The sequence below is a fragment of the Gardnerella sp. DNF00354 genome (genome assembly GCF_049262755.1).
Classification (GTDB): domain Bacteria; phylum Actinomycetota; class Actinomycetes; order Actinomycetales; family Bifidobacteriaceae; genus Bifidobacterium; species Bifidobacterium vaginale.
Window position 1 is genome coordinate 551,057 of the sequence record NZ_CP058402.1, and the last position, 25,589, is coordinate 576,645.

A 25,589-nucleotide genomic window follows, 5' to 3' on the forward strand; every position below is an offset into this window, starting at 1 on the left:
ATGCAAAATAACAGTATTGAACCTTTAATAAGTGTACGCAATCTTTATAAATCATATGGAAATCGACTGGTTTTAAATAATCTTAGTTTTAGTGTGAAACAAGGAGAATCGTTAGCAATCATGGGGGCTTCCGGCTCTGGAAAATCCACTATTCTAAACATTCTCGGCATGCTTGAAACCTATGATAAAGGTGAAATAAAGATTGCTGGCAAAGAACTTCCAGCTATTAATTCTGTTGCTGCTACTAAGTTACGTCGTTATCATATTAGCTATTTATTTCAATCGTTTGCATTGCTCAATAATCGAACTGTATTTGATAATTTGTGGATTGCGATGGCATATAATAAAGAGTCAAAGTCTGTTAAACACCAAATGATTGATGCAGTTCTTGCTGAACTCAATATTGAGTATGCTAAAAATGACCGTATTGCTGTGCTTTCTGGTGGCGAACAGCAGCGAGTTGCGATTGCTCGTGCAATGCTGAAACCTGGCTCGTTGATTTTGGCAGATGAGCCGACGGGTTCACTTGATAGAGATCTTGCTGATAAAGTGTTTGCGCAATTGCAAGCGATGAATAAAGAATATAACAAGACATTGCTTGTAGTGACACATGATCCTTTGATTGCTCAGCGATGTGATCGTGTGTTGCATATTGAGGCGTTAGCTCGGTAGTTGCATTGCTTCTCTTCTCTTCGTTAAATTTCGGGTTATCGTGGCAAAATTCGCAAATCTAGCAAAAACTGCCACGATAACTCGGTTTTGTGTTTTATAAGTCCTGTAACGCAATTCTTTTATCTTCTGCAGACTGCTTAGATGACTTATCATCTTTCTTAAGAGAATGCGCATATCGAATAAGACTTCTTGCAATAAAGAACACTAAAGCACATATAGCAAGTGCGATAAGAATGTCAATTATCGGACCAAATAATGCATAGCTCATGATTTATCCTTTCTTTTTCTATATTCGTTTATGAGTGTTCGAGCTGTGTCAACATCGTATTTATCGTCAATAGCAAGACTCTTTACTAAAAGAACGAACGGGTCTTCTGGTTCATTGTCGCTTATTCGAATTTTTTCAATGAGCCTGTTAAGCCTGATTCTCATCGTTGGGTAAGAGACTTGATACATTTGCGACATTTCTTTTAACGATCCAGACGATAATACAAAGTTCTTTATAAACGACATGTCTTCGTCTGTGAGATTAGCCATCCATCTTGGAATATGATCCATATCACCCTTTTCTTCAGCCTATAAACTTTAATTAAATTAAACTTTTATTAAAAATATTAAAGTCGCTGTATGAGTTTGTCAAGAATAAACATGAGAGATATGGCACAAAGCGACATTTTTATGTCGCCAAAATTGCCGTCTTGTCGCCAATGTATACAAATTTAGTCATTTTGCTTAGCACTAAGAATGTTCAGTAAGTTTATAGTCTCATCAAGTACGTTTGAAAATGTTATTCCTTTTGTATAACTATATTTTTTCGAATAATTTTGCCACTGTTGATTTTGCGTATAATCAGTTTTGAAGGATTCTAGAAGCTTAATTATCTTATTAAAATCTAGTTCTGTTTCACGATATAAGAAAGTTCTCTGGCAAGCTATCTCTAATTGCGAAAAATCAATATCATCCTTTTTTAATTTTAAAAGAATGAAAATATCATAAAAATCTTTACTACGACTATTTAAAAAATTGCGTGAATAAATAGTCTGAAGCTTTTCTGCTAATATGCTTTCAACGTTATATGCAATAATTGGGAATGTTTCATCGGTAAAAATAGCTTTATAGTAGTAATTTATTGGCTGTGGTGTAACAACATCGCCAGTAGCAATATCCAAATGAACAACTTGTTTAATATTTTCCAACTCGCACAAAATTGTTGCGCGATATCCTCCATAATCATCGCTTTCTTTAATGGCTGTAATAGACTGAATGGAAAAACTTATATCATCTTTTGAATTTGCAAAAACTTCTGTTAGTTGTTTTTTAACTTTTTCTTTTGAAAGCTCCATTTTATGAAACTGAAAGTCAATATCTACCGTACTGCGCGAATTGATACCTATTTATGTTTGACAGAAGGAATCCACCTTTGAAAACATAGTGATCTGAATAATTACTTTGACTTAATTTTTTCAAAATAATTTCAAGAAAATAATAAATCATAACAGAATTAAATGTTAAACCAGTCTTTGCGGACATTTTATGACACAATGCTGTTAATTTTGCCTTATTCACAGTAGCACTTCCAGTGTTTGCTTGACTTTATTGGATATATTCATTTTTGTTGCATACTCATGAAGCTTTATAAGATCTTTCCCGTTATACCTACTGTAAGCTTGAAGAGTTTTAACAAAGAGTTCAGAATCAATACTGTTTCTGTTTATTATAAAATCACAAATAATGCGTTCAAAATCATAAACACGTACTTTATTCCCCATTGTGGTAATCGTTGTAGTAATGCCTAATTTGCTATACAATTTTGAGACCCAATGAATAGTTAAATTTGATGGTGGATTATTAAAACGATATCCTCTAGGAACGCTTACTTCAAAATGTTGTGGAATTTCATCTGTAAAACCTTGAAGATAAAGAGCTGAAACATAAGAGAATACAGCTTGTGGATAACGATATTGAAAGAAGTAATATTCGTCATAATCACCATTGGAAGAGAGAAAAATTCCCCTTTCAATTCGATTAAGAACACCTTCGTTTTTCAAACGAGTTAAATATATAGTTGGAATATTTAATGTTTTACAATCTTTGTATGTAATTATTCCATGATGGTTATCTAAATAGTCAAGGAGCATCTCTTTGTTCGACATAATAGCCTCACTTCTGTTGCTTTCATACTAATATTTTATCTTTTTTGTAGTGTAAAAGCAACAAGAATTGCAGACGTCATATTTTTTAACAAGTTATCATGGCAAAAAATGCAAAATTAGCAAAAACTGCCACGATAACTCAGTAAGTACGCGGATATTTAAAAATAGTTCCAAAACGGAAATATTCTTAAATAATTAAATAAAAAAGGTTGCTTATGAAAGTACATAAGCAACCTAATTAATTAGTAAAGCGACTAGCGACTAGAAGTCCCAATCGTCGTCATCGGTTTCAACAGACTTGCCCATAATGTAGCTGGAACCAGAGCCAGAGAAGAAGTCATGATTTTCGTCGGCTGCAGGAGAAAGAGCTGCGAGAATTTCTGGGCTTACGTGGGTTTCTTCTTCGCTGTACTTAGCAGGGTAGCCAAGGTTCATCAAAGCTTTGTTAGCGTTGTAACGAACGAAATCAAAAACGTCATCGTGGAAGTCAAATCCTTCATAAATCTGACCAGAATACTCAACTTCCAAATCGTACAAAGTATCAAGCAAGTTCATAGTGAACTTTTCAAGATTCTTCTTATCGTTCTCGCTTCTAAGTTCCAAACCGCGCTGGAACTTGTAGCCAGAATAGTAGCCGTGAATTGCCTTATCTCGCAAAATCAAGCGAATCATATCTGCAGTGTTCATCATCTTTCCGCGAGAAGCAAAATAAAGCGGAAGGTAGAAGCCCGCGTAAAGAAGAAGCGAAGAAAGCATAGTTGCAGCAATCTTGCGCTTAAGTGGATCTTCGCTCTCGTACTCGCAAAGCACGGTGGTAACGCGCTGCTGCAAAACGTCGTTACCAACAGCCCAACGGTAAGCCTCATCAATTTCTTCGCTAGAGCAAAGAGTGGAGAAAATAGAGGAGTAGGAGCGAGCGTGAATCGACTGCATAAAAGCAATATTCGTGTAAATAGCCTGCTCGTGCTCCGTGCGCGCGTGCTCAATCTGGCAAAGCTCACCAATAGTTGCCTGGCTGGTATCAAGCAAAGTCAAGCCTGTAAAAACGCGAGTAGTGGTCTTGCGCTCAAGATCGGTGAGGGAACGCCAAGAAGGAATATCGTTGCTCAGTGGCACTTTTTCTGGAAGCCAGAAGTTAGCAATAAGACGATTCCAAACATCCAAATCTTTGTCGTCAACAATATTATTCCAATTAACTGGGCGCACGCGCGAACCGTGATGGTAACGATACTGAGCTGGTGTGATGGAAGCTGCCATCATAGCATCGTCTGCGATTACGCGGTTCGTGCCGAAAGGCTTATCTAAGCTACTGCGCAATGCTGTAGGGTCTAGTGCTGTTGGATCGAGCGCAGTTGGATCGAGTTCTGTCATAATTACTCCTGATTCTGTGTTTACGTTTTATAAAATTTTTAAGTTTTTGATTTAATTTGTGGAAGATTTACAACCATAAGGTTTACAGCGTGCAGCTTACGCAACCCTCGATTTCCGTACCTTCCAAAGCTTTCTGGCGAATACGAATGTAGTAAAGAGTCTTAATGCCCTTACGCCACGCGTAAATCTGAGCTTTGTTCAAATCGCGAGTAGTCGTAGTGTCTGGGAAGAACAAAGTAAGAGACAATCCCTGATCCACATGCTGAGTTGCTTCAGCGTAAGTGTCAATAATCGCCTTCCAACCAATCTCGTAAGCATCCTTAAAGTACTGCATATTGTCATTCGTCATGTAAGCGGCAGGGTAGTAGACGCGTCCAACTTTACCCTCTTTGCGAATCTCAATGCGAGAAGCAATCGGGTGAATCGAACTCGTGGAATGGTTAATGTACGAGATGGAACCAGTTGGAGGAACAGCTTGCAAATACTCGTTGTAAATGCCGTCGCGCAAAATCTCGTCGCGCAACTTCTCCCAGTCCGAAACGGTTGGAATCGCAACGTTAAAACGAGCAAACAAATCGCGAACCTTTTGTGTGCGCGGCTCAAGCGAGCGGCTGCCATCAGTGTACTTATCGAAGTAGTTGCCTTTTCCTGCAGGCTTAGCGTAAGCGCTTGTCTTAAAGCTTGCAAAAGCAGCCCCACGCTCTACAGCCAAAGCGTGAGAAGCCTTATAAGCGTGGTAAGCAACAGTCATAAAGTACATGTCTGTAAAATCAAGAGCTTCCTCGCTTCCGTACTGCATGTGCTCTCTAGCAAGGAAACCGTGCAAATTCATTTGACCCAAGCCAATAGCATGGCCCTCTGCGTTTCCGCGACGAATCGAAGGCACAGAATCGATCGAAGTGTGCTCGGATACAGAAGTGAGCGCGCGCACAGCCAAATCAACGCTTGTACCCAAGTCGCCGTCCATCGCCTTAGCAATATTAAGAGAGCCAAGATTGCAAGAAATATCGCGACCAACGTGGCTATAAGACAAGTCAGCGTTATAAGTGCTTGCTTCTTGAGTTTGCAAAATCTCGGAGCACAAGTTGCTCATAGTAATGCGGCCCTCAATAGGATTCGTGCGATTCACAGTATCCTCAAACAAAATGTAAGGGTAGCCAGACTCAAATTGAATTTCCGCAAGAGTCATAAAGAATTCGCGAGCGTCAATGTACTTCTTGTGAATACGAGGATTTGCAACCATCTCATCGTAATGCTCGGTAACGGAGATGTCTGCAAAAGGCTTTCCGTACTCACGCTCAACGTCGTAAGGGCTAAACAAAGCCATCTTTTCCTTACGCTTAGCAAGCTCAAAAGTAATATCTGGAATCACAACACCCAAAGAAAGCGACTTAATACGAATCTTCTCGTCTGCGTTCTCGCGCTTAGTGTCAAGGAAACGCATAATATCTGGGTGGTGAGCGCTAATATACACGGCACCAGCGCCCTGACGAGCGCCAAGCTGATTAGCATAAGAGAATGAATCTTCCAAAAGCTTCATAACAGGCACAACGCCACTCGACTGATTTTCGATGCGCTTAATAGGAGCTCCAAGCTCGCGCAAATTCGTAAGAAGCAGAGCAACGCCGCCGCCGCGCTTAGAAAGCTGCAAAGCAGAGTTAATTCCGCGTGCAATAGACTCCATATTATCTTCCAAACGCACGAGGAAGCAGCTCACAGCCTCTCCGCGCTGAGCTTTACCAAGATTCAAGAACGTTGGAGTGGCTGGCTGGAATCGGCCTGCAAGCATCTCGTCCAAATAGTTGAGCGCTGCTTTTTCATCGCCATCTGCAAGTTCCAAAGCTACGGCTGCTGCGCGCTGAGCGAAGTTTTCCAAATATTGCTTGCCGTCGAAAGTCTTTAAAGCGTAAGAAGTGTAGAACTTAAAAGCACCCAAGAATGTGCCAAAAGTGTGGTGAGCAGCTTCTGCGTGCTCGTAGAACTTATCTAGAAACTCGCTGCTATACTTGCCGAACACGTTTCCGTTGTAGTAGTAGTTGCTAATCAAATAGTTCAAGCGCTCATGAGTTGAAGCAAACTTCATGCTGTGTTCTTGCACGTAACCCGAAACGTAAAGCTTTTCTGCTTCCTGATCTTTATCAAACTGAATACCTTTTTCTGGGTCGAAAAGACCGAGCATAGCGTTAAGAACGTGGTAGTCGCGGCTGTTGCGAATGCGCTCTGCTGTGCTGCTAGCAGTGTTGGTGTCGTCAGTGTGATCAAGATTAAGCGAAGTGGATTCGCTCATCGGATCCGTGCTATTCATGGTGTTTATTCCTTTCCTCGTGCGTTAGTTTTGCTTTTCAAACGCTGTTTTTTGTTGATTTTGTTGATTTTGTTTATTTCGTTTCTTCTATTTTTCTGTTTCTTTTAATTGCCGTAAAAATCTTGGTATTCCCTGCGCTACTTTTTCTATATCTTCTGCAGTTCCTGTAAGTTCAAACGAATACATATTTGGGATTGCGCATTTTCCAGCGATTTGACCGCCTGCAGCGCAATATGCATCTCCAAAATTCGTATTTCCAGAAGATATTACGCCGCGAATAAACGAACGATTTTCGCGATTGTTTAGGAATTTGCGCACTTGCATTGGTATTGCTTTAGAAATATTTCCGCCGCCGTAAGTCGGTACAATCAAAACGTATGGCTCGCGCACGTGCAATTCTGGCTCTTTTGGTCGAAGCGGTATGCGATATACGTTCACATTGTTGCTTGGAAAATCGCAATTTTTTACGAATCGTAGTGTGTTTTCGGAGACGGAAGAAAAATAGACTACAGCTCCGATTGATTCGCCTTGTGCGCGCGCTTCTGGCTCGCTTGGTTGTGACATATTTTCTTGATCACACATTTTTATGCTTCTTGATTGCTTTGATTATTTTGATTGTTGATTGTTTATTCTTGATTCTTGATTGCTTTAATCGTTTTTATTTTCGTCTTCTAGTTGACTTGCGATTTGGGCAATCAAATCTGGGCGGTATCCGCTCCATGACGAGTTTGGAGTAATCACCACTGGCGCTTGGCGATATCCTGCTGCGCGCAACTGGTCTAAAGTAGAAGGGCTTTGAGTTAAGTCTACTGTTTCAAAATTCACGCCTAGCTTAGTGAATTGACGCTTTGTAGCATCGCACTGTGGGCAATGTGGCTTGGTGAAAACTGTAATAGTCACGGTTCTTCTCCCTTCGTTGAGTGTATTCTAAGTCTTTTTTCTTTATGATTATTTAAGTTTGTGCTTTTTGGCACGATTTAACAGTCTACTACCACTTAACACTATTTATAGTGGCGTGTTGTATGTCTAATCCCTATATTTAGTGTGTCCAAATTTTGGCTATCACGCGTGTCTATAAGATTTAAGCGGTATTTATGTTTTTTTAATAGCGACTAATAAAAGTAAAAATGTAATCTTTATCACAAAATTGCCATTAACGCGTGGGCTATGTCGTAGGCTTTGTGATCGTATGAATGACGCTTGTGCATATAGGTAGATAAACTTAAAAAAGTGTGTTTTGATTGGTTAAGTGTTAAAAATAAAGCAATCATAAAATAATAAAACGGTTATAAATATTACGGTTATAAATATTAAAAGATAGAGGTGTCATTATGACGGAAGCCCAGGCAAATATTGGCGTTGTTGGTTTAGCGGCTATGGGGTCGAATTTAGCGAGAAATCTTGCACATCACGGTAATACAGTTGCTGTTTACAATCGTCATTATTCGCGCACCGAAACTTTAATGAATGAGCACGGCAGTGAAGGTGCTTTCGTTCCTGCTAAAACTGTTGAAGAATTTGTGGCTTCGCTTAAGCGTCCACGCACTGCAATCATTATGGTAAAAGCTGGTGCTCCTACAGACGCTGTTATTGAAGAGCTTGCAAACGCTATGGAGCCAGGAGATATTATTGTTGACGGCGGAAACTCCTACTTTGAAGACACAATTCGCAGAGAGCGTAACATTCGCGCGCGCGGTCTTCACTACGTTGGTTGCGGTGTTTCTGGTGGCGAAGAAGGCGCTTTGTGCGGTCCTTCTATGATGCCAGGTGGCACGGAGGAGTCTTGGAAGACTCTTGGCCCTATTTTAAAGTCGATTGCAGCTGTTGCAGAAGGTGAGCCTTGCGTAACCCATATTGGCACTGATGGTGCTGGACACTTTGTGAAGATGGTTCACAACGGCATTGAGTACTCAGATATGCAACTTATTGCCGAAAGCTACGATTTAATGCTTCGCGGCTTGGGTATGAAGTCTGAAGACATTGCAGATGTGTTTAGCGAGTGGAATAAGGGCGAGCTTGATTCTTATTTGATTGAGATTACGGCGGATGTTTTGCGACAGAAGGATGCTAAGACTGGTAAGCCTTTGGTTGAGATGATGGTGGATCACGCTGGTATGAAGGGCACGGGTACTTGGACTGTGCAGTCTGCGCTTTCTCTCGGAATACCAGTTACTGGTATTGCTGAAGCTGTGTTTGCTCGCGGACTCTCAAGCCAAGTTGCTTTGCGTGAAGCTGCCGAAAGCCAATGTTTGACTGGTCCAGATATGCATTTTGATTTTAGCGATTCTGAGCGCAAGGCGTTTATTGAGGATATTCGCCAAGCTTTGTACGCTTCTAAGATCGTTTCTTACGCTCAGGGATTCGACGAGATTGCAGCTGCTGCAATTGAGCATGATTGGAAGATTGACCAGGCTGCTGTTGCTCGCATTTGGCGAGGCGGATGCATTATTCGTGCACAATTCTTAAACCGCGTTTCCGAGGCTTTTGAATCTGGGCAGGCAAGTGTTTCCTTGCTTTTTGCTCCGTACTTTAAGGATGCTATTGAAAAGTCGCAAGCTGCTTGGCGCCGTGTTATTGCGCGCGCAGTTGAGCACGGGGTTCCTGTGCCAGCATTCTCTAGCTTGCTTGCATACTACGATGGCTTGCGTTCCAAGCGTTTGCCAGCTTCGCTTATTCAGGCTCAGCGCGATTTCTTCGGCGCTCACACTTACGGTCGTATTGACGAGCCAGGAGTATTCCACACTTTGTGGGCAGAGCCTAATCGCCCAGAAGTAAAGCAAGATTAAATCAAATAATATTTATAACTAACATGCCTTTGCATTATTATGCAGAGGCATGTACTCTATTCTACTCTTTTTTAGCATATTTTATTGCTGAATTTTACTAATATTCTTAAATTGATTGATTTCCTTGATGTTTCAATGGTTTTATGAAAATTTTCCCAAATGCGCCATGTTTTTAGGGGCTGTTTTTCGCAAATGCGCCATGTTTTGCCAAGCGGATTTTCCCAAACGCGCCACCCGTCTATGTTGATTTAACTTTTAGTTGATTGAATATTATGCAGATTACTGAATTGCGGCGTGCAAAGTTTCTGCGGTGGTTAGCCATGCTATTTCTTCCGTGCCGTTGGCAAAAGACGCAGGATAATCTGGGTTATTATCCGAAGAAAGCGCGTTCATTAAAGCTTTTCCTTTTTTCTCGCCAGCCGTTAAGAACCAAGTGCGGCGGCTATGAGCTAGCACGGGTGCGCTAAGAGTTAATCTCATTGGCGGCTGCTTAGGGGAGTGATTTACGCCTAGAACTATGCGCTCGCGATTATGAATCTGTGGTAATCCTGGGAAAAGTGAAGCCATATGCGCGTCTGGTCCCATGCCAAGAATCGCCAAATCAAACACAGGCTCTTTGCCTAGTAATCCTATAATTTCTTCTTCGTAATCGCGTGCTGAAGCGTCTAAAATCGCATCATTTTCAGCGTCGCTAGCACTCGAAATTTCTTGTGCATTGCGCTCATCTGCAGGCATTTCGTGAATATGAGACTCCTGCAAAACTTTGTGATCGCTAAGCATGTTAAGAAGTAACTCGCGAGCCTTGCGCGCATTGCGATCGTCGCTGTTATAAGCTACAAAACGTTCATCTGCCCACCAAATATGAACATTGGACCAGTTGATTGCTGGAAGCAATGGGTTGCTAGCTAACATTTGAAACATGCGAATAGAATCTGTTCCACCTGTTAGCAAAAGATGGAATGGCTTATTAAGATTTTCAACATTGTTTTGCCATTGCATAATCAAAGTCACAAGTTTTTGCGCAGCAACAGAAGCTAGAATATCTTGATTATCGTAGCCGTACACTGTTGCGTTGTGTGCAAATCTAAAATCTTCAGCCATAATGAATCCTTTTATTATTTTTTACCCGTTGTATTAAAGTTCGTTATCTTGCATTGTGCAACAATCTGCGTGAACAAGTTGAGCATAGATTTCATCTGGATCGATTCTACGCAATTCCTCACTCAAGCAATCTTCTAAAGATCTAATTGGCATTGCAATTGGCTGTGTTGCTTGTCCTGGAAGGCTTATCATTGCTTGTTCTTCTCCAGAAGGACGAGTCAAAGAAAGCTCGCCATCTTGTCTTTTAAGACTTACTTCCGTAATCGCATGCGCGCTTGAATCTTCAACAATTTCAACAGGAACATTAAGCGATATTTTTAGCCATTGTGCGAGCAAATGCATCGGAACATAATGCTTTGGACCGCTAACCTTAGCATTAATAACAGGTAAATGCGGAGGCTGGTCAAGCATAGAAGCTAGCATTGCACGCCAAGGAGTAAGACGAGTCCAAGAAAGATCAACATCTTTAGAAGACCAGTTTTTGCGCAAATTTTTCACAGTTTCAAGAGTATTGTCCGCATTTTGAGCATCAGTGATTCTGCTACTTGCCATAGCTCCAAGTAAGTCCTTAGCAGGATTTTCTGGTGCATTTGTAGGCCACCACGCAACAATTGGCGCATCTGGGACAAGCAGAGGAATAACAAGCGTATCTGGATGTCGAACTAAGCCATTATGAGGGTAGAGAATAATGATTTCCCCAGCTCCAGCATCTGCACCAAAACGCACTTGCGCGTCTAAGTTTGGCATTTCTTCGCTTTGTGAATCTGCTGTATTGACTTGTGATTCTCGAACAATGGCAATAACTCGGCAAGGATGCTCTCGACTAGCCGAATTTGCTGCTCCCAGTGCATTTTCCAAATCGTTAAGAGTGGTGTCAATAAGAAGAGTGAGCACGCGTCCAGTTGCAGATTCTCCACGCTCTTCGTGAAGCTCGTCGATTTTCGCAGAGATTTTGCTTGTATTAGTATCAGGAAGATTAATAATCATGGCAGCCTCCAATGGCGATTATCGCGAGCAAGCATAGCGTCAGCTTCCGCTGGACCCCACGTTCCAGCACGGTATGGCTGAGGTTGTGTGCCAAGCGAACTCCAAAAATCTTCAATAGGATCTAAAATTTTCCAACTTAAATCAACTTCTTGTGTAGTTGGGAAAAGCGGTGGCTCGCCAAGTAAAACGTCTAGAATAAGGCGCTCGTAGGCTTCTGGAGAGTTTTCTGTAAAAGATCTTCCATAACTAAAGTCCATAGAAACATCGCGAACTTCCATAGATGTTCCGCCTGGCACTTTTGCCCCAAACCGCATTGTCACGCCTTCATCTGGCTGCACACGAATCACAATCGCATTACTACCAAGTTCGCGCACAGCAGTGGACTCAAAAGGCAAGTGTGGAGCGCGCTTAAAAATCACAGCAATCTCTGTAACGCGCTTGCCTAAGCGCTTGCCAGTGCGCAAGTAGAATGGCACTCCAGCCCAGCGACGAGTGTCTACATCTAAACGCACGGCAGCGTATGTTTCCGTAGTGCTTTTAGGATCTATGCCTTGCTCTTGTAAATATCCAATAGCCTTATACGATCCTTGCCATCCTTCTGCGTATTGTCCTCGCGCAGTATTAGAAGCCAAGTTTTGAGGTAGTCGGATTGCGGATAAAACTTTCGTTTTTTCAGCCGTCAAGTCACTAGCACTAAAACTTACTGGCTCTTCCATAGCAGTAAGAGCCATTAGTTGCAGCAGATGATTTTGAATAACATCTCTGGCTGCTCCAATCCCATCATAATATCCAGCTCTGCCGCCTATGCCAATGTCTTCTGCCATAGTAATCTGCACGTGATCAACATAATTAGCGTTCCAAATCGGCTCATACATTGCATTTGCAAAACGAAAAGCTAGCAAATTTTGCACAGTTTCTTTGCCTAAATAGTGGTCTATGCGGAATACAGAATTAGGGTCAAAAACTTCGGAAACTACGCGATCCAACTCTTGTGCGCTTGTTAAATCGTGACCAAAAGGTTTTTCTATTATCACTCGTCTCCACGCGTTTTCGGAGGAATGTGAAAGCCCTGATGCTGCTAACTGCTGCGCCACAACAGGGAAGCTAGAAGGCGGAACCGACATGTAAAACGCGTGATTTCCGCGAGTTCCGCGATCTCTGTCTAATTCGCTTACTGTTTTGCTTAAGCGCTCAAATGCGCTTGCGTCGTCGAATGTTCCGCGAACAAAACGTATGCCTTTAGCAAGGTTAATCCATGTTGATTCACGAAATGGTGTGCGGCAATGTTGTTGAATATTTTCACGCACAAAGTTTACAAAATGTTCATCTGTCCAGTCGCGTCTTGCGAAGCCCGTTAAACCGAATCCAGGTGGCAAAAGCCCTCGATTTGCCAAATCGTATACGGCTGGCATAAGTTTTTTGCGCGCTAAATCGCCAGTAATTCCGAATATTACTAAACTACATGGTCCTGCAATACGAGCCAAACGCAAGTCTCGTGGATCGCGTAGCGGATTTTTCCAAGCTGTTGTTTCTTCGCTATGCGCAGTCGAGCATATTGTGGTTCTTAATTCAGTCATGTATACCATCGTAATGTTTCGACTTGATTTGCTGCGCAGGACTTACCAAAATTTGCGCAGGACTTACCATGATTATCACTAAGATTTACCAGTAAATCATCCTCCGCACACGGCTAGTCTTATCATTTGCGCGTATTGTGGACCTCCAATAGGAGTCAAATGTATTCCATCGTCTGTTAAGAATTCGGAGTGTCCTGCGCTTAAACCATACCAGTCTATTATTCCAACGTTTTTGCGTTTCGCTGCAAAAGCGCGCAGTCTTGCGTTTGTTTCGTCTTGCCAAGGCTGTGGAACACGGGTTGTTACAAAATACACTGGTTTGCCGCCTGTAACATTTACCATATTTTGCAAAACAGATTCGTCTCTAGGAGGTCCGTTTGTTCCAAGCTCATAGATTACAACGCTTCCAGGGTGTTTCCCAACTAAATCTTGCTGATAATCTTCCGCTCCGTGGAATATTTGTCTGCTCACTTTTCCGTCAATCCAAGCGTTTGGTAATGCTTGCATAAGGTATGGTTTTGCGCCTTCTGTTACGGAATCTCCAACCATTGTTATGTCTGCAGTGCAAACATTGCGTTTTGAGTCTATTTTCCACGGTTTTGTATTTATGTTTTCTGGCACTTTTTCTGCAATCGGGTTGAGAATCCTATGGTCAGATGGTTTTGTTGGAAGCGTTTGTTTTTCTATGTTCTCGCGCTTTCCGCCTGTTTTTTTCTTCGTATTAGCGGAATTTTTTTCTTGTGCAGTTTTTTCTTGTGCAGTTTTGTTTTGAGTATTCGCGTCTTGCGCGTTTAATTCTGGTCTTAATTGTATAGCTCGCGCTTGCGCAATACTATTCCAGTTAACTGGCGCTGCAATTATTGCTAGTCCAACTATTGCACAAATCACTATTACCGTTCTTCTTAAAACAAACGGCAATCTTATATTCTTACTTTTAACGTTTAAAGTATCTGAAGATAAATCAGGGTTTTTCGCGTCGATATTGTCCGAGATAATATCGTCTTTCTGGCTAATACTAAAGGTTATATGCTTATTTGCAAGAGGCATCTCGAATATTCTGTAAAAAACCTCTGCTGCAATAATAACTATTACGCATTGCCCTGCCTGTTCCCAAAGAGTTATCTGTGTGGTTCTTGTAGCAGGGTTTAGTATTTCTAGAATAGGGAAGTGGACTATGTAAATCGCAAAAGATCTTAGACCTATATATTTCAGTGGAGCAATTTCAAGTATTTTAGTGCAAATACTATTTTTCTGTAGGCAGGACCACATTAAAATCGCGCAAACTATTGCGAATATCGTGTATCCGCCGTAAACAATCCAGGTTTTTGAACCGTCTTCTTTCACTAAGCACCATAGAATAAAAATTAACGCAGCCAATCCTATAATCGATTTTTGTAGTGTGCTTAGAGGTTTTTGAAGAGTTTTTGCTATTTTTGCGAATTTACCAGATTCTGATTTATTTTTTAGATCAGTTTTTACTTTATCAGTGTTTTCTGATTCGTTGGTTTGTTGCCACTTTTCCCCAGCAATTTCATTATTAGATTCATCGGGTTCGCCATCTTTATCAGATTCCATCATGTTTACTTGCAATCCTGCTCGTAAATCGTCTGGTATCGAGGCTTCTGAGGATTGGCTTTTATTTTGCGTATTTTGTGTATTTTGCGCTTCTATCTCTGATGAATCCTCTATTTTTTCGATTTGTGTTTTTTTGCTTTTGTTTCCAACAATATATTTACAAGCATCTGCAATAATTTTGAGAATAGAACGTTCACTAAACCATGTGAAATACATTGCGAGTAACGCACCAATTAAGAATTCTCCAGCTCGAGTGTCAATAGAGTAATACACGCGAGCAATGGTTTGACCATCTCCATAAAAAAGCGTAATTGCTAGGTTTGCCAATGAGCATGCAAGCATAAGAATCGCAGTAACGCACATTCTTACAAATTTAGAGTGCACAATTTTAAGAATCACCCATAGTATAATCGGCCAGAATACAAAGATTTGCATAATAAGTCCCAAATACCAAAGGTGTTTTATTGGGGATGGTAGTCCTGATTGTTCAAAGTAAGATACTTTTCGCAAAATATACGCCATATTGCTTGTAAAGCTAGCGCCTGTTAGTGCGTCAGATTGCAGTTTTGTTAAAAGACTTGGTGAAAATAGCCACATTAGTGGGGCGCTCAGAGCAATAATCCCTATAGTAGACGGCCAAATTCGTTTTACGCGTTTAAACAAATATTTTAAGTAGGCGAATATTTTAGACTTTGCCGGTGTTTTGGTTTGTTCGCTGGTTGCTGGCGACTTTTGTGCATTTGATGTTTCAAACATTTTTAGCAGAGATACAGTGCTGAAGTATCCAGCCATAACAAGAAACATTGTTACTCCCAAGAATCCTCCTGGAAGTACTATTGGACGTAGGTGGAACGCTACAATCGCAATAACAGCAATAGCACGCATGCCATCTATTGCAGCGTTGCGTTTGCTTGTAGTGTTAGCTGCGTTGTTTATCTCTGTCATTTTGCCTGCAACTTGCTAATACGTGGTTTAATTTTGGTTGTGGGCATGATGTGGGTATGAATTGTTTTATGACTAACATCGCCCAAAACGTAGTCATATTATCTACGTATTAAGACACTGTAGTTAGTTATAGCGTGTCTTAGTTTTTCCCTAGTTTTTCCTTGATTTTTCTTATGTTTTTTGCAAGTTTTATGAAATTTTTTAATACGGATTTAAATATTTTTCAAGGTAATTATTCGTTTTTATTAAGATTTTTCTCTGCTATTTTTTAGTGCGGTTGCTTTCGACTTTTGTTTGCTAAAATGCCAATGTTATACAACGCGTTTTACGTGCTCTTTGCTGCGCGCTAGAGTTAGACTGAACAGTCTAATTTAGGTGTATAAACGTTAGATTGATAAACAGTGTGTTTTACGCATTATTTTACGCATTAAGGAGTAAACATGGCAGAAACATTCAATGTTGTGGTAGAAATCCCACGCGGATCCAAGAATAAGTATGAAGTTGATCACGAAACTGGTCGTGTTTTCTTGGATCGTACCCTTTTCACAGCTATGGGTTATCCAGATGATTACGGTTACATTGATGGAACTTTGGGCGAAGATGGCGATCCACTCGATGCTCTTGTTATGATTCCAAACTCTGTGTTCCCAGGATGCGTTGTTGAGTGCCGCGCTGTTGGCTTGTACCACATGGTTGACGAAGCTGGCGGAGACGATAAGGTTTTGTGCGTTCCAGCAGATGTTCGTTTCGACGACATCAAGGATATTGATGACGTGAATGAGTATCACAAGGCTGAAATCAAGCACTTCTTCGAGCAGTACAAGGCTTTGGAGCCAGGTAAGGAAGTTCTTCCTGGTGACTTCTGGGCTGGAGTTGAGCAGGCTGAAAAGGAAATTGTCGCAGCTCGCAAGCGTCTTGAAGAAAGCGAAAAGTAGTTTTCGAGATTAGTCGCGAATCTTCCGAGCGTTTTAGAAACGTGTTTGCTAGTGTCTAACACATTTTTATGTGTTAGACACTTTTTTTATTCTAAAAAATTTAAGCTATTAGTAGCATTCCTAAACCAGTTGCGTAAACAACCATTCCGCCCATCATCACGGGAATCAAAGCAGTACCAACTTGTGGCAAAAGCATGTCAGTATTGTATTTTGCATCTTTAACCCAAAGATGAGAAAGCCCAGCTAGAACAATTACGGCAAGCAAACCCAATACTGCTACCAGTACGCCAAGTTCTAGAATACGCACGGAGAATGTGAAACGAATAATCGAAGGCAAAAAAAGCCATCCTGGAAGAGCTGCACAAGCGATACTTGCGGTAAGAGAATGTGAAATATTTCTTACCAGATTAGATCTCTCTTCCCTAAGCATTTGACGACCAAAGCTAACAAAAGTTGCAGCAACAAGAATTAGAGCAAAGCTCACAGCCCAACGTTCATATGGGTGAATAGCTGCAATGAACTTATCCATACTAACTTCTGTATTATCTATTACGCTGCTAGGAAGCCAACCTTTTAAAGCTAATGCCGCGCACCACATAGATGCGATTCCGGCAAAAAGCGGAATAGCTTTATCTGCTGTAGAACCTTGTAGTGGCCAGAAAGTAACTAGAGCAAGAAGAATAATCACGCAAACGGTTATAACGGCTTTTGCTGTGGCTATTGGCAGAATGGCTGCAATTGCTAAAAGAGCTATAGCAACGAATTGAGTTACAACAATCGTAATGTGATTATGCATTGCATTATGTGCGATGTTATCGTTGCTCATATTACGCTCCTATCGCGTTTTATAAGATAATTTTAATAAATTGTTTAGCCGTATTAACTTATTTTATATGTAAGCGTACACTTGCATGCTTCGATTCTTATTAAGTATCTTAAGTATGGATTACAATTCTCTTTTAACAGCTTGATTTTGAATTTGTTATTCAATTCTATGCGTTCTGGAGGTATCAATATGACGGATATTACATTGATGACCTCTTGTGCCGCGCCTGCAAAAGTTTTGCCATCTTTGACTCTACTTTCGCATAGAGTGCGAGTGCTCCCAATGGAACCGTCTAGTATGCTTAAGATGCCAGAAAACACTATTCTTCTTGTAGATGCTAGAGAAGATTTGTCTTTGGCGAAATCTTTATGCTCTATTGTTCGTGCTTCTAATTTAACAATGTCTGTTATCTTAATTCTTACAGAAGGCGGATTCACGGTTGTTAATGCATCTTGGGGCGTTAGTGATGTTATGCTGACAACAGCTTCTCCAGCCGAAGTAGAAGGTAGACTTAGACTAGCTTCTCAACGAGGTGGGTCGGCTGAATCTACTTCTAAAGAACATGTAGCTGATTCTGGTAGCGTGGAAATTAACAGTAGCGGTCAAATGTGCTCTGGGGATTTAGTCGTAGATACGCAGAGTTACACGGTTAGCTTGCACGGAAAGCCTATTGATTTAGCGTATAAAGAATTTGAGCTTCTTAAATACTTTGTTCAGCATCCTAGGCGAGTATTCACTCGTGCTCACTTACTTCAAGAGGTTTGGGGTTACGATTATTACGGTGGAACTCGTACAGTGGATGTTCACATTCGTAGGTTACGCGCGAAATTAGGCGTTGAATATGAGCATGTTATTGGAACGGTTAGGAATGTTGGGTATCGTTTCGATCCTTTAGAGTCTCAGGATGAAGTTGTAGATTCTACAGATTCTGATAATAATGATTCGTCGGCGGCTTCCGACTAGAATTCCTGTAGCGGATTAGTGGTTTATTATATTGGTTAAATTACAAAACGTGAATAGTAGTCAAGAATCATCTTCCAATTCTAGAAAATCTAAAAAAATCGCTAGGATGAGTGAAGAGTATAGGATTTTATGCGAAGAAATACCGAATCCAAAGTGTGCATTAAATTTTACAAATCCATTTGAACTACTAATAGCCACTGTTCTTAGCGCACAAACCACTGATAGACGTGTAAATATTGTAACGGAGCAACTTTTTAGAACTTATCCTACGCCAAAAGATTTAGCGCGCGCACCAATATATAAGGTACAAGAGATCATCCATCAACTTGGATTTTATAGAGTAAAAGCGCAGCATATTATAGAGCTTTCGCAAAAACTTATGGACGATTTCAATGGTGTAGTTCCAAATAATATGGATGATCTTACAAAACTTCCAGGTGTAGGAAGAAAAACAGCAAACGTTGTATTGGGCAATGCTTTTGGTATCCCAGGGTTTCCAGTAGATACCCATGTTATGCGTGTAACATCAAGGCTTAGATGGAGAAGCGATTGGGAAATTGCTAAGTCGGATCCTGTAAAAGTTGAGCGTGAAATTACATCTTATTTTCCGCCAGAAGAATGGACTAATTTGTCTCACCGCCTTATTCTTCATGGTAGAAAAATATGTACAGCTAGGAATCCGCATTGTGCTGACTGCCCTCTAAGATTTCTGTGCCCATCTGTTTCGTTGTAGCTATGTTGTAGCTATGTTGTAGGTTTTGTCGTGGATTTTGTCGTAGCTGCGTTGTGGTTGTCGTAACGGATTTTTCTAATATCTCATATAATTAACTTTTAGAATCTTTTTAGGGTATTTTTAGATTATTTTTTGCATAAATTCTACGTATGATTCAATTGATGATATACACTGTTGGCTATGTCTGAATTTGAAAGATACTCATCTGGATCACATATGAGAAAAGCACGTTATGCAAAAAAAGCTAAAAAAGGCGTGTCCTCATGGGTTATTTTTATAGTCTTAATTGCCATTATGTCCGTTGCCGCATGGGGTGGATGGCGATTTTTAGATGGAAGATCAATAATTCCAGAAAGTATTGTTCCTGCATCAAGCTCAGTTTTAAAAATAGGCTTGCGTACAGCCCCAGCATCCTTAGATATTAGGACTGACGACAGTGATTCACTGCAACAAGCTCTCATTGAAAACGTTTATGAAACGCTTATTAAACGAGACGGCAATAATGCTTTAAAACCAGGTCTTGCTCAGTCTTGGAGCGTATCTTCCGACGGTTTGAATTATAAGTTTAGGATTCGTTCAGGCGTGAAGTTTGCAAATGGAGACGTAATGGACTCTGGCTCCGTACTGCAATCACTTCAGCAAGGTATTACAAAAAGCTATCCAGGCTATGAAAAGTTGACGAATATTACAAGCGTATCTAACTCAGGACCTGATATTCTAAACATTTCATTAAAAATGCCAGATCCATTACTGCTGCGAAGATTAGCAGGTAGAGCTGGAATTGTATATGACACTCGCGCTTCATTAAACTACGCTTCAGACGCTATGGGAACAGGACCTTTTAAAGTTAACGGTTATAGTAAAGGTTCAGACCTTGTTCTTGTGAGAAACGACAAATATTGGGGTACAGCATCTGGCTGCGCTAGCATAACTCTTAAATACTTTAATGACGATACATCTTTAGCAAATGCCATGCAGAATGGCGATATTCAAATGGCTGTTCCTCTTGATGGCAATGAAAACAAACGTATGGCGTCAATGCCAAATACTCAACTTGTTGAAGGCCAGAGCACTAGAATACGAATGATTGCTTATAACACTGGAATATCGTCTATTTTCTGCGATCAGCACGTTCGTAGAGCAAGCAGTTACGCAATGGATGTAAACACTGTTTTATCGGCTGATCCATTTGGTGGTCAAATTGTGCGCGGACCAATTTCCCCATTGTCGCCAGGATACGAGGATTTAAGCGGAACTTATCCACACGATCCTCAAAAAGCTCGATCTCTATTCTCATATTTCTCTGCTGCCTACCTTGGTAAAATTACATTCCTCGTACCTCTTGGAATGAGTAATATTGGTAATGCGCTTGGTTCTCAGTTAAACGCTACTGGCGGTTTCCGTGTGAATGTCGAAGAAGTAGATGAGAACACTATGAAACAGCGAATTCATGATGGTAAATATGACTTAGCACTCACATGGATGAATCACACTTTGGATTCTGGAGCGTATGCAGATACAAAGTCTACTTATTTGTTCCAAGATCATGAGTCTCAGAAATATTTTGCACAGGCAATGAAATCAACAAATGCAGAAGGATATGAGTCAAATATCAAACAGTATGCTAGAGAGTTGAATAACTACGCTGTTTCGGACTGGATGTATGCGCGAAAGAGCATTGTGGTAGCTAAATCTAATGTTAGCGGATATCCTACAAACATGACTGATCAGCTTTTGCCATTGCACGACGTAAACGTAAAATAAATCCAAGATTATTTCAGGAATATAAGTGCGTGTGGTTTGGGATTAGTCGCCAGCAACCGTTGATTTGAATAATTTTTACAAATATTTGTAAAAATATTGACGTTGTCGCGCTGAGTTTCTAATATTCAGTTCATGAGTGAACAGGATAACACAGTAAAACACGCACATTTAACACCATTGCCTAATAAGGTTGGTGTTGATGGTCTTGAAGACAAATGGCGTAGTAATTGGGATGAAGCTAAGACTTACGAATTCCACAATTCTCGCGACCGCAAGGCCGTGTATTCAATCGATACGCCGCCTCCAACAGTTAGCGGCCACTTGCACGTTGGTCACGTATTTTCTTACACGCATACGGATGTGATTGCGCGATATAAGCGCATGCAAGGCTTTGATGTGTTCTACCCAATGGGTTGGGACGATAACGGCTTGCCAACAGAGCGCCGCGTGCAAAACTATTACGGCGTGCGCGTAGATACTTCGCTTAAATATGATCCTGATTTTAAGCCGCCTTTTGAAGGCACAGAAGGCAAGAAGATTGAGGCAAAAGATCAGGTTCCTGTAAGCAGACAGAACTTTATTGAGCTTTGCGAGCGCTTGACTTCTCAAGATGAGAAGCTTTTTGAAGCTTTGTGGCGCAGGCTTGGTCTTTCTGTAGACTGGTCGCAAACTTATCACACTATTGGCGAGCAGCCTCGCCGAGTTGCACAAAAAGCATTCTTGCGCAATCTTGCTCGTGGAGAGGCTTATCAGAAAGACGCTCCAGGCTTGTGGGATGTTACATTCCAGACTGCAGTTGCGCAAGCAGAGCTTGAAGCGCGCGAGTACCCTGGTTTCTACCATAAGATTGCGTTCCGTTTTGAAGATGGTACGCCAATTTATATTGAGACTACGCGCCCAGAATTGCTTGCTGCATGCACTTCTTTGATCGCGCATCCAGACGATGAGCGTTACAAGGAGTATTTTGGCAAGGAAGTTTACTCGCCGCTGTTTAAGGTGAAGGTTCCGATTTTGGCGCATCCTGCAGCTCAAATGGACAAGGGTGCTGGCATTGCAATGTGCTGCACTTTCGGTGACGTAACAGACGTTGAGTGGTGGCGCGACTTGAGTTTGCCAACTCGACCAATTATTCAGCGTAACGGCCGCATTGTAATGACGACTCCTGATTGGATTACGGACGAGTCTGGCCGCGAAATGTTCGAGAAAATTGCCGGCAAAACCACGTTCTCCGCTCGCAAGGAAGTTGTTGAAGCTTTGCAAGCAGCTGGAGATATGGAAGGCGAACCAAAGCCAACAAAGCGTATGACGAACTTCTACGAAAAGGGCGATAAGCCTTTGGAAATCGTCACTTCTCGCCAATGGTATTTAAAGAACGGCGGCACGGACGAAAAGTTGAACGCTGAGCTTATTGAGCGCGGCAAAGAACTTAACTTCCACCCAGACTTTATGCGCGTGCGCTACGAGAATTGGGTTCACGGCTTGAATGGCGACTGGCTTATTTCTCGCCAACGCTTCTTCGGCGTGCCATTCCCATTATGGTACCCAGTAAACGAAAATGGGGAAGTGGATTACGAGCATCCTTTGACGCCTAGCGAAGATCGTTTGCCAATCGACCCAACTATTGACGTTCCAGAAGGATTCGACGAATCTCAGCGAGATCAGCCAAACGGCTTTACTGCTGAGCAAGACATTATGGACACTTGGGCAACATCCTCCTTAACTCCACAAATCGTGACTCGTTGGGAAGAGCCAGGTGAGGAAAATCAAGCTTTGTTTAAGGCTACTTTCCCAATGGATTTGCGTCCACAAGGCCAGGATATTATTCGTACTTGGCTGTTTAGCACGGTTGACCGCGCGCATCTTGAAAACGGCTGCTTGCCTTGGAAGCATGCTGCGCTTTCTGGCTGGATCTTGGACCCAGACCACAAGAAGATGTCTAAATCTAAGGGCAACGTGGTTGTGCCAAATAAGCCAATTGAAGAGTTTGGTGCGGATGCTGTGCGCTACTGGGCAACTTCTGCAAAACTTGGCTTGGATGCAACTTATGACGAAGGTCAGATGAAGATTGGCCGCCGCCTTGCGATTAAGCTTTTGAATGCTACTAAGTTTGCGCTCGCGATTGGCCGAGAAGACGAGGAACATCAGGTTCTTGAGCCTGCTAGTGCGGATTGGGATTTTGCAGACGTTACGGAAGTTTTGGATCGCTCTGTTATGGCAAAGCTCGCATCCGTTATTCGTACAGCAACTGATGCGCTTGAATCTTACGAGCATTCCAAGGCTTTGGAAGCAATCGAAACCTTCTTCTGGGAGTTCTGCGACGATTACATTGAGCTTGCAAAGAATCGTGCTTATGGTACTGCAGAATCCACTGGACGCACTCCAAGTGAAGCTGCTGTAAAGTCTGCTCGCACAACTCTTGGTCTTGCGCTCGACGCTTTGGCTCGCTTGCTTGCTCCTTACTTGCCTTACGCTACTGAAGAAGTGTGGAGCTGGATGCACGAAGGCGAAGGCTCTGTGCATCGCGCTAGCTGGCCATGCGCTAAGGCGTATGAGGCTGCTGCAAACGGTGTTTCTGCGGATACTTTGGCTTACGCGGGTGAAGCTTTGGCTGCTTTGCGCAAGATTAAGTCTGAAGCAAAAGTTTCTATGAAGACTCCTATTTTGCAAGTGACTTTGAACGTTGCAGAAAATGCTTACAAGGCTGTTGAGGAGACTTTGGATGACGTTGCGGAAGCGGGTCGCGTTACTGGAGAAGTAAAGCTTAACGCTGTTAAGGCTGCGGATGCTGGAGATTCTTCTGATTCTGAATCTGAATCTGCGGAATCTGATGCAACTAACGTAAACGTTTCTGTTGCTCAAAGCGAACTCGGTGAAGCTCCTGCAAAAAAGAAGTAGTCGCAAGTAATTGCAAAACAAAAGCGCTGTAAGTCAATCTTTGACTCCAGCGCTTTTTATGTATTGTAAATACTAAGCATCGCGCGGTAACGCTAGACTGTAAACCATGAATCCAGAAAGCTTAAGTGAATTAATTGAAAAAATTGCTAAAGATTTAGTAGCAAGCGGTAAAGCTGGCAGTCTAACAGAAGATTTGATTCCTTCTGCCGAAAAACTTGCGGTGATGCGACCAAAAGATCGCGCACACGGCGATTGGGCTACGAACGTTGCTATGCAGCTCGCTAAAAAAGCTGGTATGAAGCCTCACGATTTAGCTGAACTTTTTGCCGAGCGTTTGCAAGAAGCAGAAGGTATTGCGCGCGTAGAAGTGGCAGGCCCTGGCTTTATTAACATAACACTTGATTCTGCGTCTGCCGCGGCTGTTGTTGATAAAGTATTAAAACATGGCGCGGATTTTGGTAAGAATGCGCACTTGGGCGGGAAAACCCTAAACCTTGAGTTTGTTTCCGCAAACCCAACTGGCCCAATCCATATTGGTGGAACTCGCTGGGCTGCAGTTGGCGATTCCATGGCTCGAGTTTTGGAAGCGAACGGCGCAAAAGTTGTGCGCGAATACTACTTCAACGATCATGGCGAGCAAATCAACCGTTTTGCAAAGTCTTTAGTTGCTGCAGCTCACGGTGAAGAAACACCTGCAGACGGCTACAAAGGCGCGTATATTAACGAAATCGCGGATGCTGTTATAAAAGAAGCGCAAGCAGACGGCGTTGATGTTCTCTCATTGCCGCGAATTGATCTTGGAAAAGACGAAGAAGGTTTGCCTCTTGGTGAAGGCGATTCCGAGCAGCGAGAAGAGTTCCGCAAGCGCGCAGTGCCAATGATGTTTGCGGAAATTCGCAAGTCAATGCGCGATTTTCGCGTTGGCTTCGACGTGTGGTTCCACGAAAACAGCTTGTACGAGGATGGCGAAGTTGAGCGCGCTATTGCAGATTTGCGTTCTCGCGGAGACATCTTTGAAAAAGATGGCGCAACTTGGTTTGAATCCACCAAGCATGGCGACGATAAGGATCGCGTAATTATTAAGTCTGACGGCAATTACGCTTACTTTGCTGCAGATATTGCATACTATCGTAACAAACGCCATCGCGAACAGAATCCTGCGGACGTAGCGATTTACATGCTCGGCGCGGATCATCACGGCTACATTGGCAGAATGATGGCAATGTGCGCGGCTTTTGGGGATGAGCCAGGCGAAAACATGCAGATTCTTATTGGTCAGATGGTAAACGTTATGAAAGATGGTAAGCCTGTGCGCATGAGTAAGCGTGCTGGAAACGTTATTACGATCGACGATTTAGTTGATGCAATTGGCGTTGATGCTTCTCGCTACTCGCTTGCGCGCACCGACTACAACACAAGCGTTGATATTGATTTGGATTTGCTTGCTTCTCACAGCAACGATAATCCTGTGTATTACGTGCAATACGCTCACGCACGCAGCTGCAATGTGGCTCGTAATGCTGCGGATGCTGGAATTAGTGCAGATGGAGCCGATTTAAGCTTGCTTAATACCGAGGCAGATGGCGAAGTGCTGGCTGCTTTGGCGCAATGGCCTGCAGCTCTTGCACAAGCTGGCGATTTGCGTGCTCCACACAGAGTTGCGCATTATCTTGAAGATTTGGCTGCAAGCTACCACAAGTGGTACAACCTTGAGCGCGTAGTGCCAATGGAATTGAGCGACCCAGAAAATCGTTTGCCAGAAGCAGAGCGCGAAGCTCAGCGCATTGCAAAGTGCCCAGAGCCAGCACGCGCTGCAGCGCGCTTAAAGCTTAACGAGGCTGTTCGCACAGTTATTGCATCTGGACTTGATTTGCTTGGAGTTTCTGCTCCAGACAAGATGTGATTTAGTGCATTTGCTTTTTTTATTTAGGACGTTAGTTTTTACGCTAGCGTCCTTTTATTTTTGACTAGTAGACACGCGCGAAATTGCAAATTTTTGTC

The 25,589-nt window shown here is 42.2% G+C and carries 21 protein-coding genes; 8 read left to right on the top strand and 13 right to left on the bottom strand.

All coding sequences use genetic code 11. The features are described 5' to 3' along the window. Positions 1–672 (top strand): ABC transporter ATP-binding protein, encoded by a 672-nt coding sequence (locus HXT24_RS02190; RefSeq protein WP_422114043.1) that lies wholly within the window; start codon positions 1–3, stop codon positions 670–672. Between the two features lie 94 nt (positions 673–766). On the opposite strand, the gene HXT24_RS02195 is transcribed toward HXT24_RS02190, so the two are convergent. The 8 genes from HXT24_RS02195 to HXT24_RS02230 all read right to left on the bottom strand — a co-directional run bounded on the left by HXT24_RS02195 (position 767) and on the right by HXT24_RS02230 (position 7,401). Continuing rightward, positions 767–940, bottom strand: coding sequence for a hypothetical protein (locus HXT24_RS02195; RefSeq protein ID WP_004110365.1), 174 nt, complete (start codon positions 938–940; stop codon positions 767–769). After that, entirely contained in the window at positions 937–1,230 is a 294-nt protein-coding gene (locus tag HXT24_RS02200; RefSeq protein ID WP_016635756.1) for a DUF2089 family protein, read from the bottom strand. The genes HXT24_RS02195 and HXT24_RS02200 overlap by 4 nt, the downstream gene beginning before the upstream one ends. 161 nt (positions 1,231–1,391) lie before the next feature. Continuing rightward, positions 1,392–2,015: a nucleotidyl transferase AbiEii/AbiGii toxin family protein gene (locus tag HXT24_RS02205; RefSeq protein WP_422119538.1), complete on the bottom strand. Its 624-nt coding sequence runs from the start codon at positions 2,013–2,015 to the stop codon at positions 1,392–1,394. Positions 2,016–2,234: 219 nt separating this feature from the next. Continuing rightward, a complete protein-coding gene (locus HXT24_RS02210; RefSeq protein ID WP_004124360.1) occupies positions 2,235–2,825 on the bottom strand; it encodes a type IV toxin-antitoxin system AbiEi family antitoxin domain-containing protein in 591 nt (196 codons plus the stop codon). Positions 2,826–3,086: 261 nt separating this feature from the next. Next, positions 3,087–4,196, bottom strand: coding sequence for a class 1b ribonucleoside-diphosphate reductase subunit beta (gene nrdF, locus HXT24_RS02215; RefSeq protein WP_422119539.1), 1,110 nt, complete (start codon positions 4,194–4,196; stop codon positions 3,087–3,089). Between the two features lie 82 nt (positions 4,197–4,278). Further along, entirely contained in the window at positions 4,279–6,501 is a 2,223-nt protein-coding gene (nrdE, locus tag HXT24_RS02220) for a class 1b ribonucleoside-diphosphate reductase subunit alpha (RefSeq protein WP_422119540.1), read from the bottom strand. Positions 6,502–6,588: 87 nt separating this feature from the next. Beyond that, entirely contained in the window at positions 6,589–7,083 is a 495-nt protein-coding gene (gene nrdI, locus HXT24_RS02225) for a class Ib ribonucleoside-diphosphate reductase assembly flavoprotein NrdI (RefSeq protein WP_019261928.1), read from the bottom strand. A gap of 66 nt (positions 7,084–7,149) precedes the next feature. After that, on the bottom strand, positions 7,150–7,401 hold the full coding sequence (locus HXT24_RS02230; RefSeq protein ID WP_004114274.1) for a glutaredoxin family protein: 252 nt from the start codon (positions 7,399–7,401) through the stop codon (positions 7,150–7,152). 431 nt (positions 7,402–7,832) lie between these two features. On the opposite strand from HXT24_RS02230, the gene gndA reads away from it, so the two are divergent. Continuing rightward, positions 7,833–9,287, top strand: a complete 1,455-nt coding sequence (gndA, locus tag HXT24_RS02235; RefSeq protein WP_422119541.1) for an NADP-dependent phosphogluconate dehydrogenase — start codon at positions 7,833–7,835, stop codon at positions 9,285–9,287. A 279-nt stretch (positions 9,288–9,566) separates the two neighbouring features. On the opposite strand, the gene pgl is transcribed toward gndA, so the two are convergent. The 4 genes from pgl to HXT24_RS02255 form a co-directional block, all read right to left on the bottom strand. Next, positions 9,567–10,388 carry a 6-phosphogluconolactonase gene (gene pgl / locus HXT24_RS02240; RefSeq protein WP_422119542.1) on the bottom strand — a complete coding sequence of 274 codons (822 nt, stop codon included), beginning with the start codon at positions 10,386–10,388 and terminating at the stop codon, positions 9,567–9,569. A 33-nt stretch (positions 10,389–10,421) separates the two neighbouring features. Then, on the bottom strand, positions 10,422–11,375 hold the full coding sequence (locus tag HXT24_RS02245) for a glucose-6-phosphate dehydrogenase assembly protein OpcA (RefSeq protein WP_422119543.1): 954 nt from the start codon (positions 11,373–11,375) through the stop codon (positions 10,422–10,424). After that, positions 11,372–12,952 (bottom strand): glucose-6-phosphate dehydrogenase, encoded by a 1,581-nt coding sequence (zwf, locus tag HXT24_RS02250; protein WP_422119544.1) that lies wholly within the window; start codon positions 12,950–12,952, stop codon positions 11,372–11,374. Before zwf ends, HXT24_RS02245 begins: the two co-directional genes overlap by 4 nt. 96 nt (positions 12,953–13,048) lie before the next feature. After that, entirely contained in the window at positions 13,049–15,472 is a 2,424-nt protein-coding gene (locus tag HXT24_RS02255) for an acyltransferase family protein (protein WP_422119545.1), read from the bottom strand. A gap of 440 nt (positions 15,473–15,912) precedes the next feature. Between HXT24_RS02255 and HXT24_RS02260 the strand changes: the two genes are divergently transcribed. Then, the gene (locus HXT24_RS02260) at positions 15,913–16,407 is read left to right on the top strand and encodes an inorganic diphosphatase (RefSeq protein WP_004105658.1); all 495 of its coding nucleotides are present in this window, start codon (positions 15,913–15,915) and stop codon (positions 16,405–16,407) included. Between the two features lie 100 nt (positions 16,408–16,507). Here HXT24_RS02260 and HXT24_RS02265 read toward each other — a convergent pair whose 3' ends face one another. Next, on the bottom strand, positions 16,508–17,233 hold the full coding sequence (locus HXT24_RS02265) for a hypothetical protein (RefSeq protein WP_004122799.1): 726 nt from the start codon (positions 17,231–17,233) through the stop codon (positions 16,508–16,510). 189 nt (positions 17,234–17,422) lie between these two features. Between HXT24_RS02265 and HXT24_RS02270 the strand changes: the two genes are divergently transcribed. The 5 genes from HXT24_RS02270 (at position 17,423) to argS (ending at position 25,491) form a co-directional block, all read left to right on the top strand. Next, positions 17,423–18,196, top strand: a complete 774-nt coding sequence (locus HXT24_RS02270) for a response regulator transcription factor (RefSeq protein ID WP_004114288.1) — start codon at positions 17,423–17,425, stop codon at positions 18,194–18,196. Between the two features lie 31 nt (positions 18,197–18,227). Further along, the gene (gene nth / locus HXT24_RS02275; RefSeq protein ID WP_422114052.1) at positions 18,228–18,929 is read left to right on the top strand and encodes an endonuclease III; all 702 of its coding nucleotides are present in this window, start codon (positions 18,228–18,230) and stop codon (positions 18,927–18,929) included. Between the two features lie 216 nt (positions 18,930–19,145). After that, a complete protein-coding gene (locus HXT24_RS02280) occupies positions 19,146–20,693 on the top strand; it encodes an ABC transporter substrate-binding protein (RefSeq protein ID WP_422119599.1) in 1,548 nt (515 codons plus the stop codon). A gap of 132 nt (positions 20,694–20,825) precedes the next feature. Then, entirely contained in the window at positions 20,826–23,588 is a 2,763-nt protein-coding gene (gene valS, locus HXT24_RS02285) for a valine--tRNA ligase (RefSeq protein ID WP_422119546.1), read from the top strand. Positions 23,589–23,694: 106 nt separating this feature from the next. Then, positions 23,695–25,491 carry an arginine--tRNA ligase gene (argS, locus tag HXT24_RS02290; protein WP_422119547.1) on the top strand — a complete coding sequence of 599 codons (1,797 nt, stop codon included), beginning with the start codon at positions 23,695–23,697 and terminating at the stop codon, positions 25,489–25,491. The last annotated feature ends 98 nt before the right edge of the window (positions 25,492–25,589 follow it).

What these genes read in the sequence shown, in the direction of transcription:
- gndA (WP_422119541.1), top strand. Translation starts at nt 7,833, where the DNA reads ATGACGGAAGCCCAGGCAAATATTGGCGTTGTTGGTTTAGCGGCTATG.
- argS (WP_422119547.1), top strand. Translation starts at nt 23,695, where the DNA reads ATGAATCCAGAAAGCTTAAGTGAATTAATTGAAAAAATTGCTAAAGAT.
- nrdE (WP_422119540.1), bottom strand. Translation starts at nt 6,501, where the DNA reads ATGAATAGCACGGATCCGATGAGCGAATCCACTTCGCTTAATCTTGAT.
- HXT24_RS02245 (WP_422119543.1), bottom strand. Translation starts at nt 11,375, where the DNA reads ATGATTATTAATCTTCCTGATACTAATACAAGCAAAATCTCTGCGAAA.
- HXT24_RS02200 (WP_016635756.1), bottom strand. Translation starts at nt 1,230, where the DNA reads ATGGATCATATTCCAAGATGGATGGCTAATCTCACAGACGAAGACATG.
- nrdF (WP_422119539.1), bottom strand. Translation starts at nt 4,196, where the DNA reads ATGACAGAACTCGATCCAACTGCGCTCGATCCAACAGCACTAGACCCT.
- HXT24_RS02280 (WP_422119599.1), top strand. Translation starts at nt 19,146, where the DNA reads ATGAGAAAAGCACGTTATGCAAAAAAAGCTAAAAAAGGCGTGTCCTCA.
- zwf (WP_422119544.1), bottom strand. Translation starts at nt 12,952, where the DNA reads ATGACTGAATTAAGAACCACAATATGCTCGACTGCGCATAGCGAAGAA.
- HXT24_RS02195 (WP_004110365.1), bottom strand. Translation starts at nt 940, where the DNA reads ATGAGCTATGCATTATTTGGTCCGATAATTGACATTCTTATCGCACTT.
- nrdI (WP_019261928.1), bottom strand. Translation starts at nt 7,083, where the DNA reads ATGTGTGATCAAGAAAATATGTCACAACCAAGCGAGCCAGAAGCGCGC.
- HXT24_RS02255 (WP_422119545.1), bottom strand. Translation starts at nt 15,472, where the DNA reads ATGACAGAGATAAACAACGCAGCTAACACTACAAGCAAACGCAACGCT.
- valS (WP_422119546.1), top strand. Translation starts at nt 20,826, where the DNA reads ATGAGTGAACAGGATAACACAGTAAAACACGCACATTTAACACCATTG.
- pgl (WP_422119542.1), bottom strand. Translation starts at nt 10,388, where the DNA reads ATGGCTGAAGATTTTAGATTTGCACACAACGCAACAGTGTACGGCTAC.
- HXT24_RS02190 (WP_422114043.1), top strand. Translation starts at nt 1, where the DNA reads ATGCAAAATAACAGTATTGAACCTTTAATAAGTGTACGCAATCTTTAT.
- HXT24_RS02265 (WP_004122799.1), bottom strand. Translation starts at nt 17,233, where the DNA reads ATGAGCAACGATAACATCGCACATAATGCAATGCATAATCACATTACG.
- HXT24_RS02260 (WP_004105658.1), top strand. Translation starts at nt 15,913, where the DNA reads ATGGCAGAAACATTCAATGTTGTGGTAGAAATCCCACGCGGATCCAAG.
- HXT24_RS02270 (WP_004114288.1), top strand. Translation starts at nt 17,423, where the DNA reads ATGACGGATATTACATTGATGACCTCTTGTGCCGCGCCTGCAAAAGTT.
- HXT24_RS02205 (WP_422119538.1), bottom strand. Translation starts at nt 2,015, where the DNA reads ATGGAGCTTTCAAAAGAAAAAGTTAAAAAACAACTAACAGAAGTTTTT.
- HXT24_RS02210 (WP_004124360.1), bottom strand. Translation starts at nt 2,825, where the DNA reads ATGTCGAACAAAGAGATGCTCCTTGACTATTTAGATAACCATCATGGA.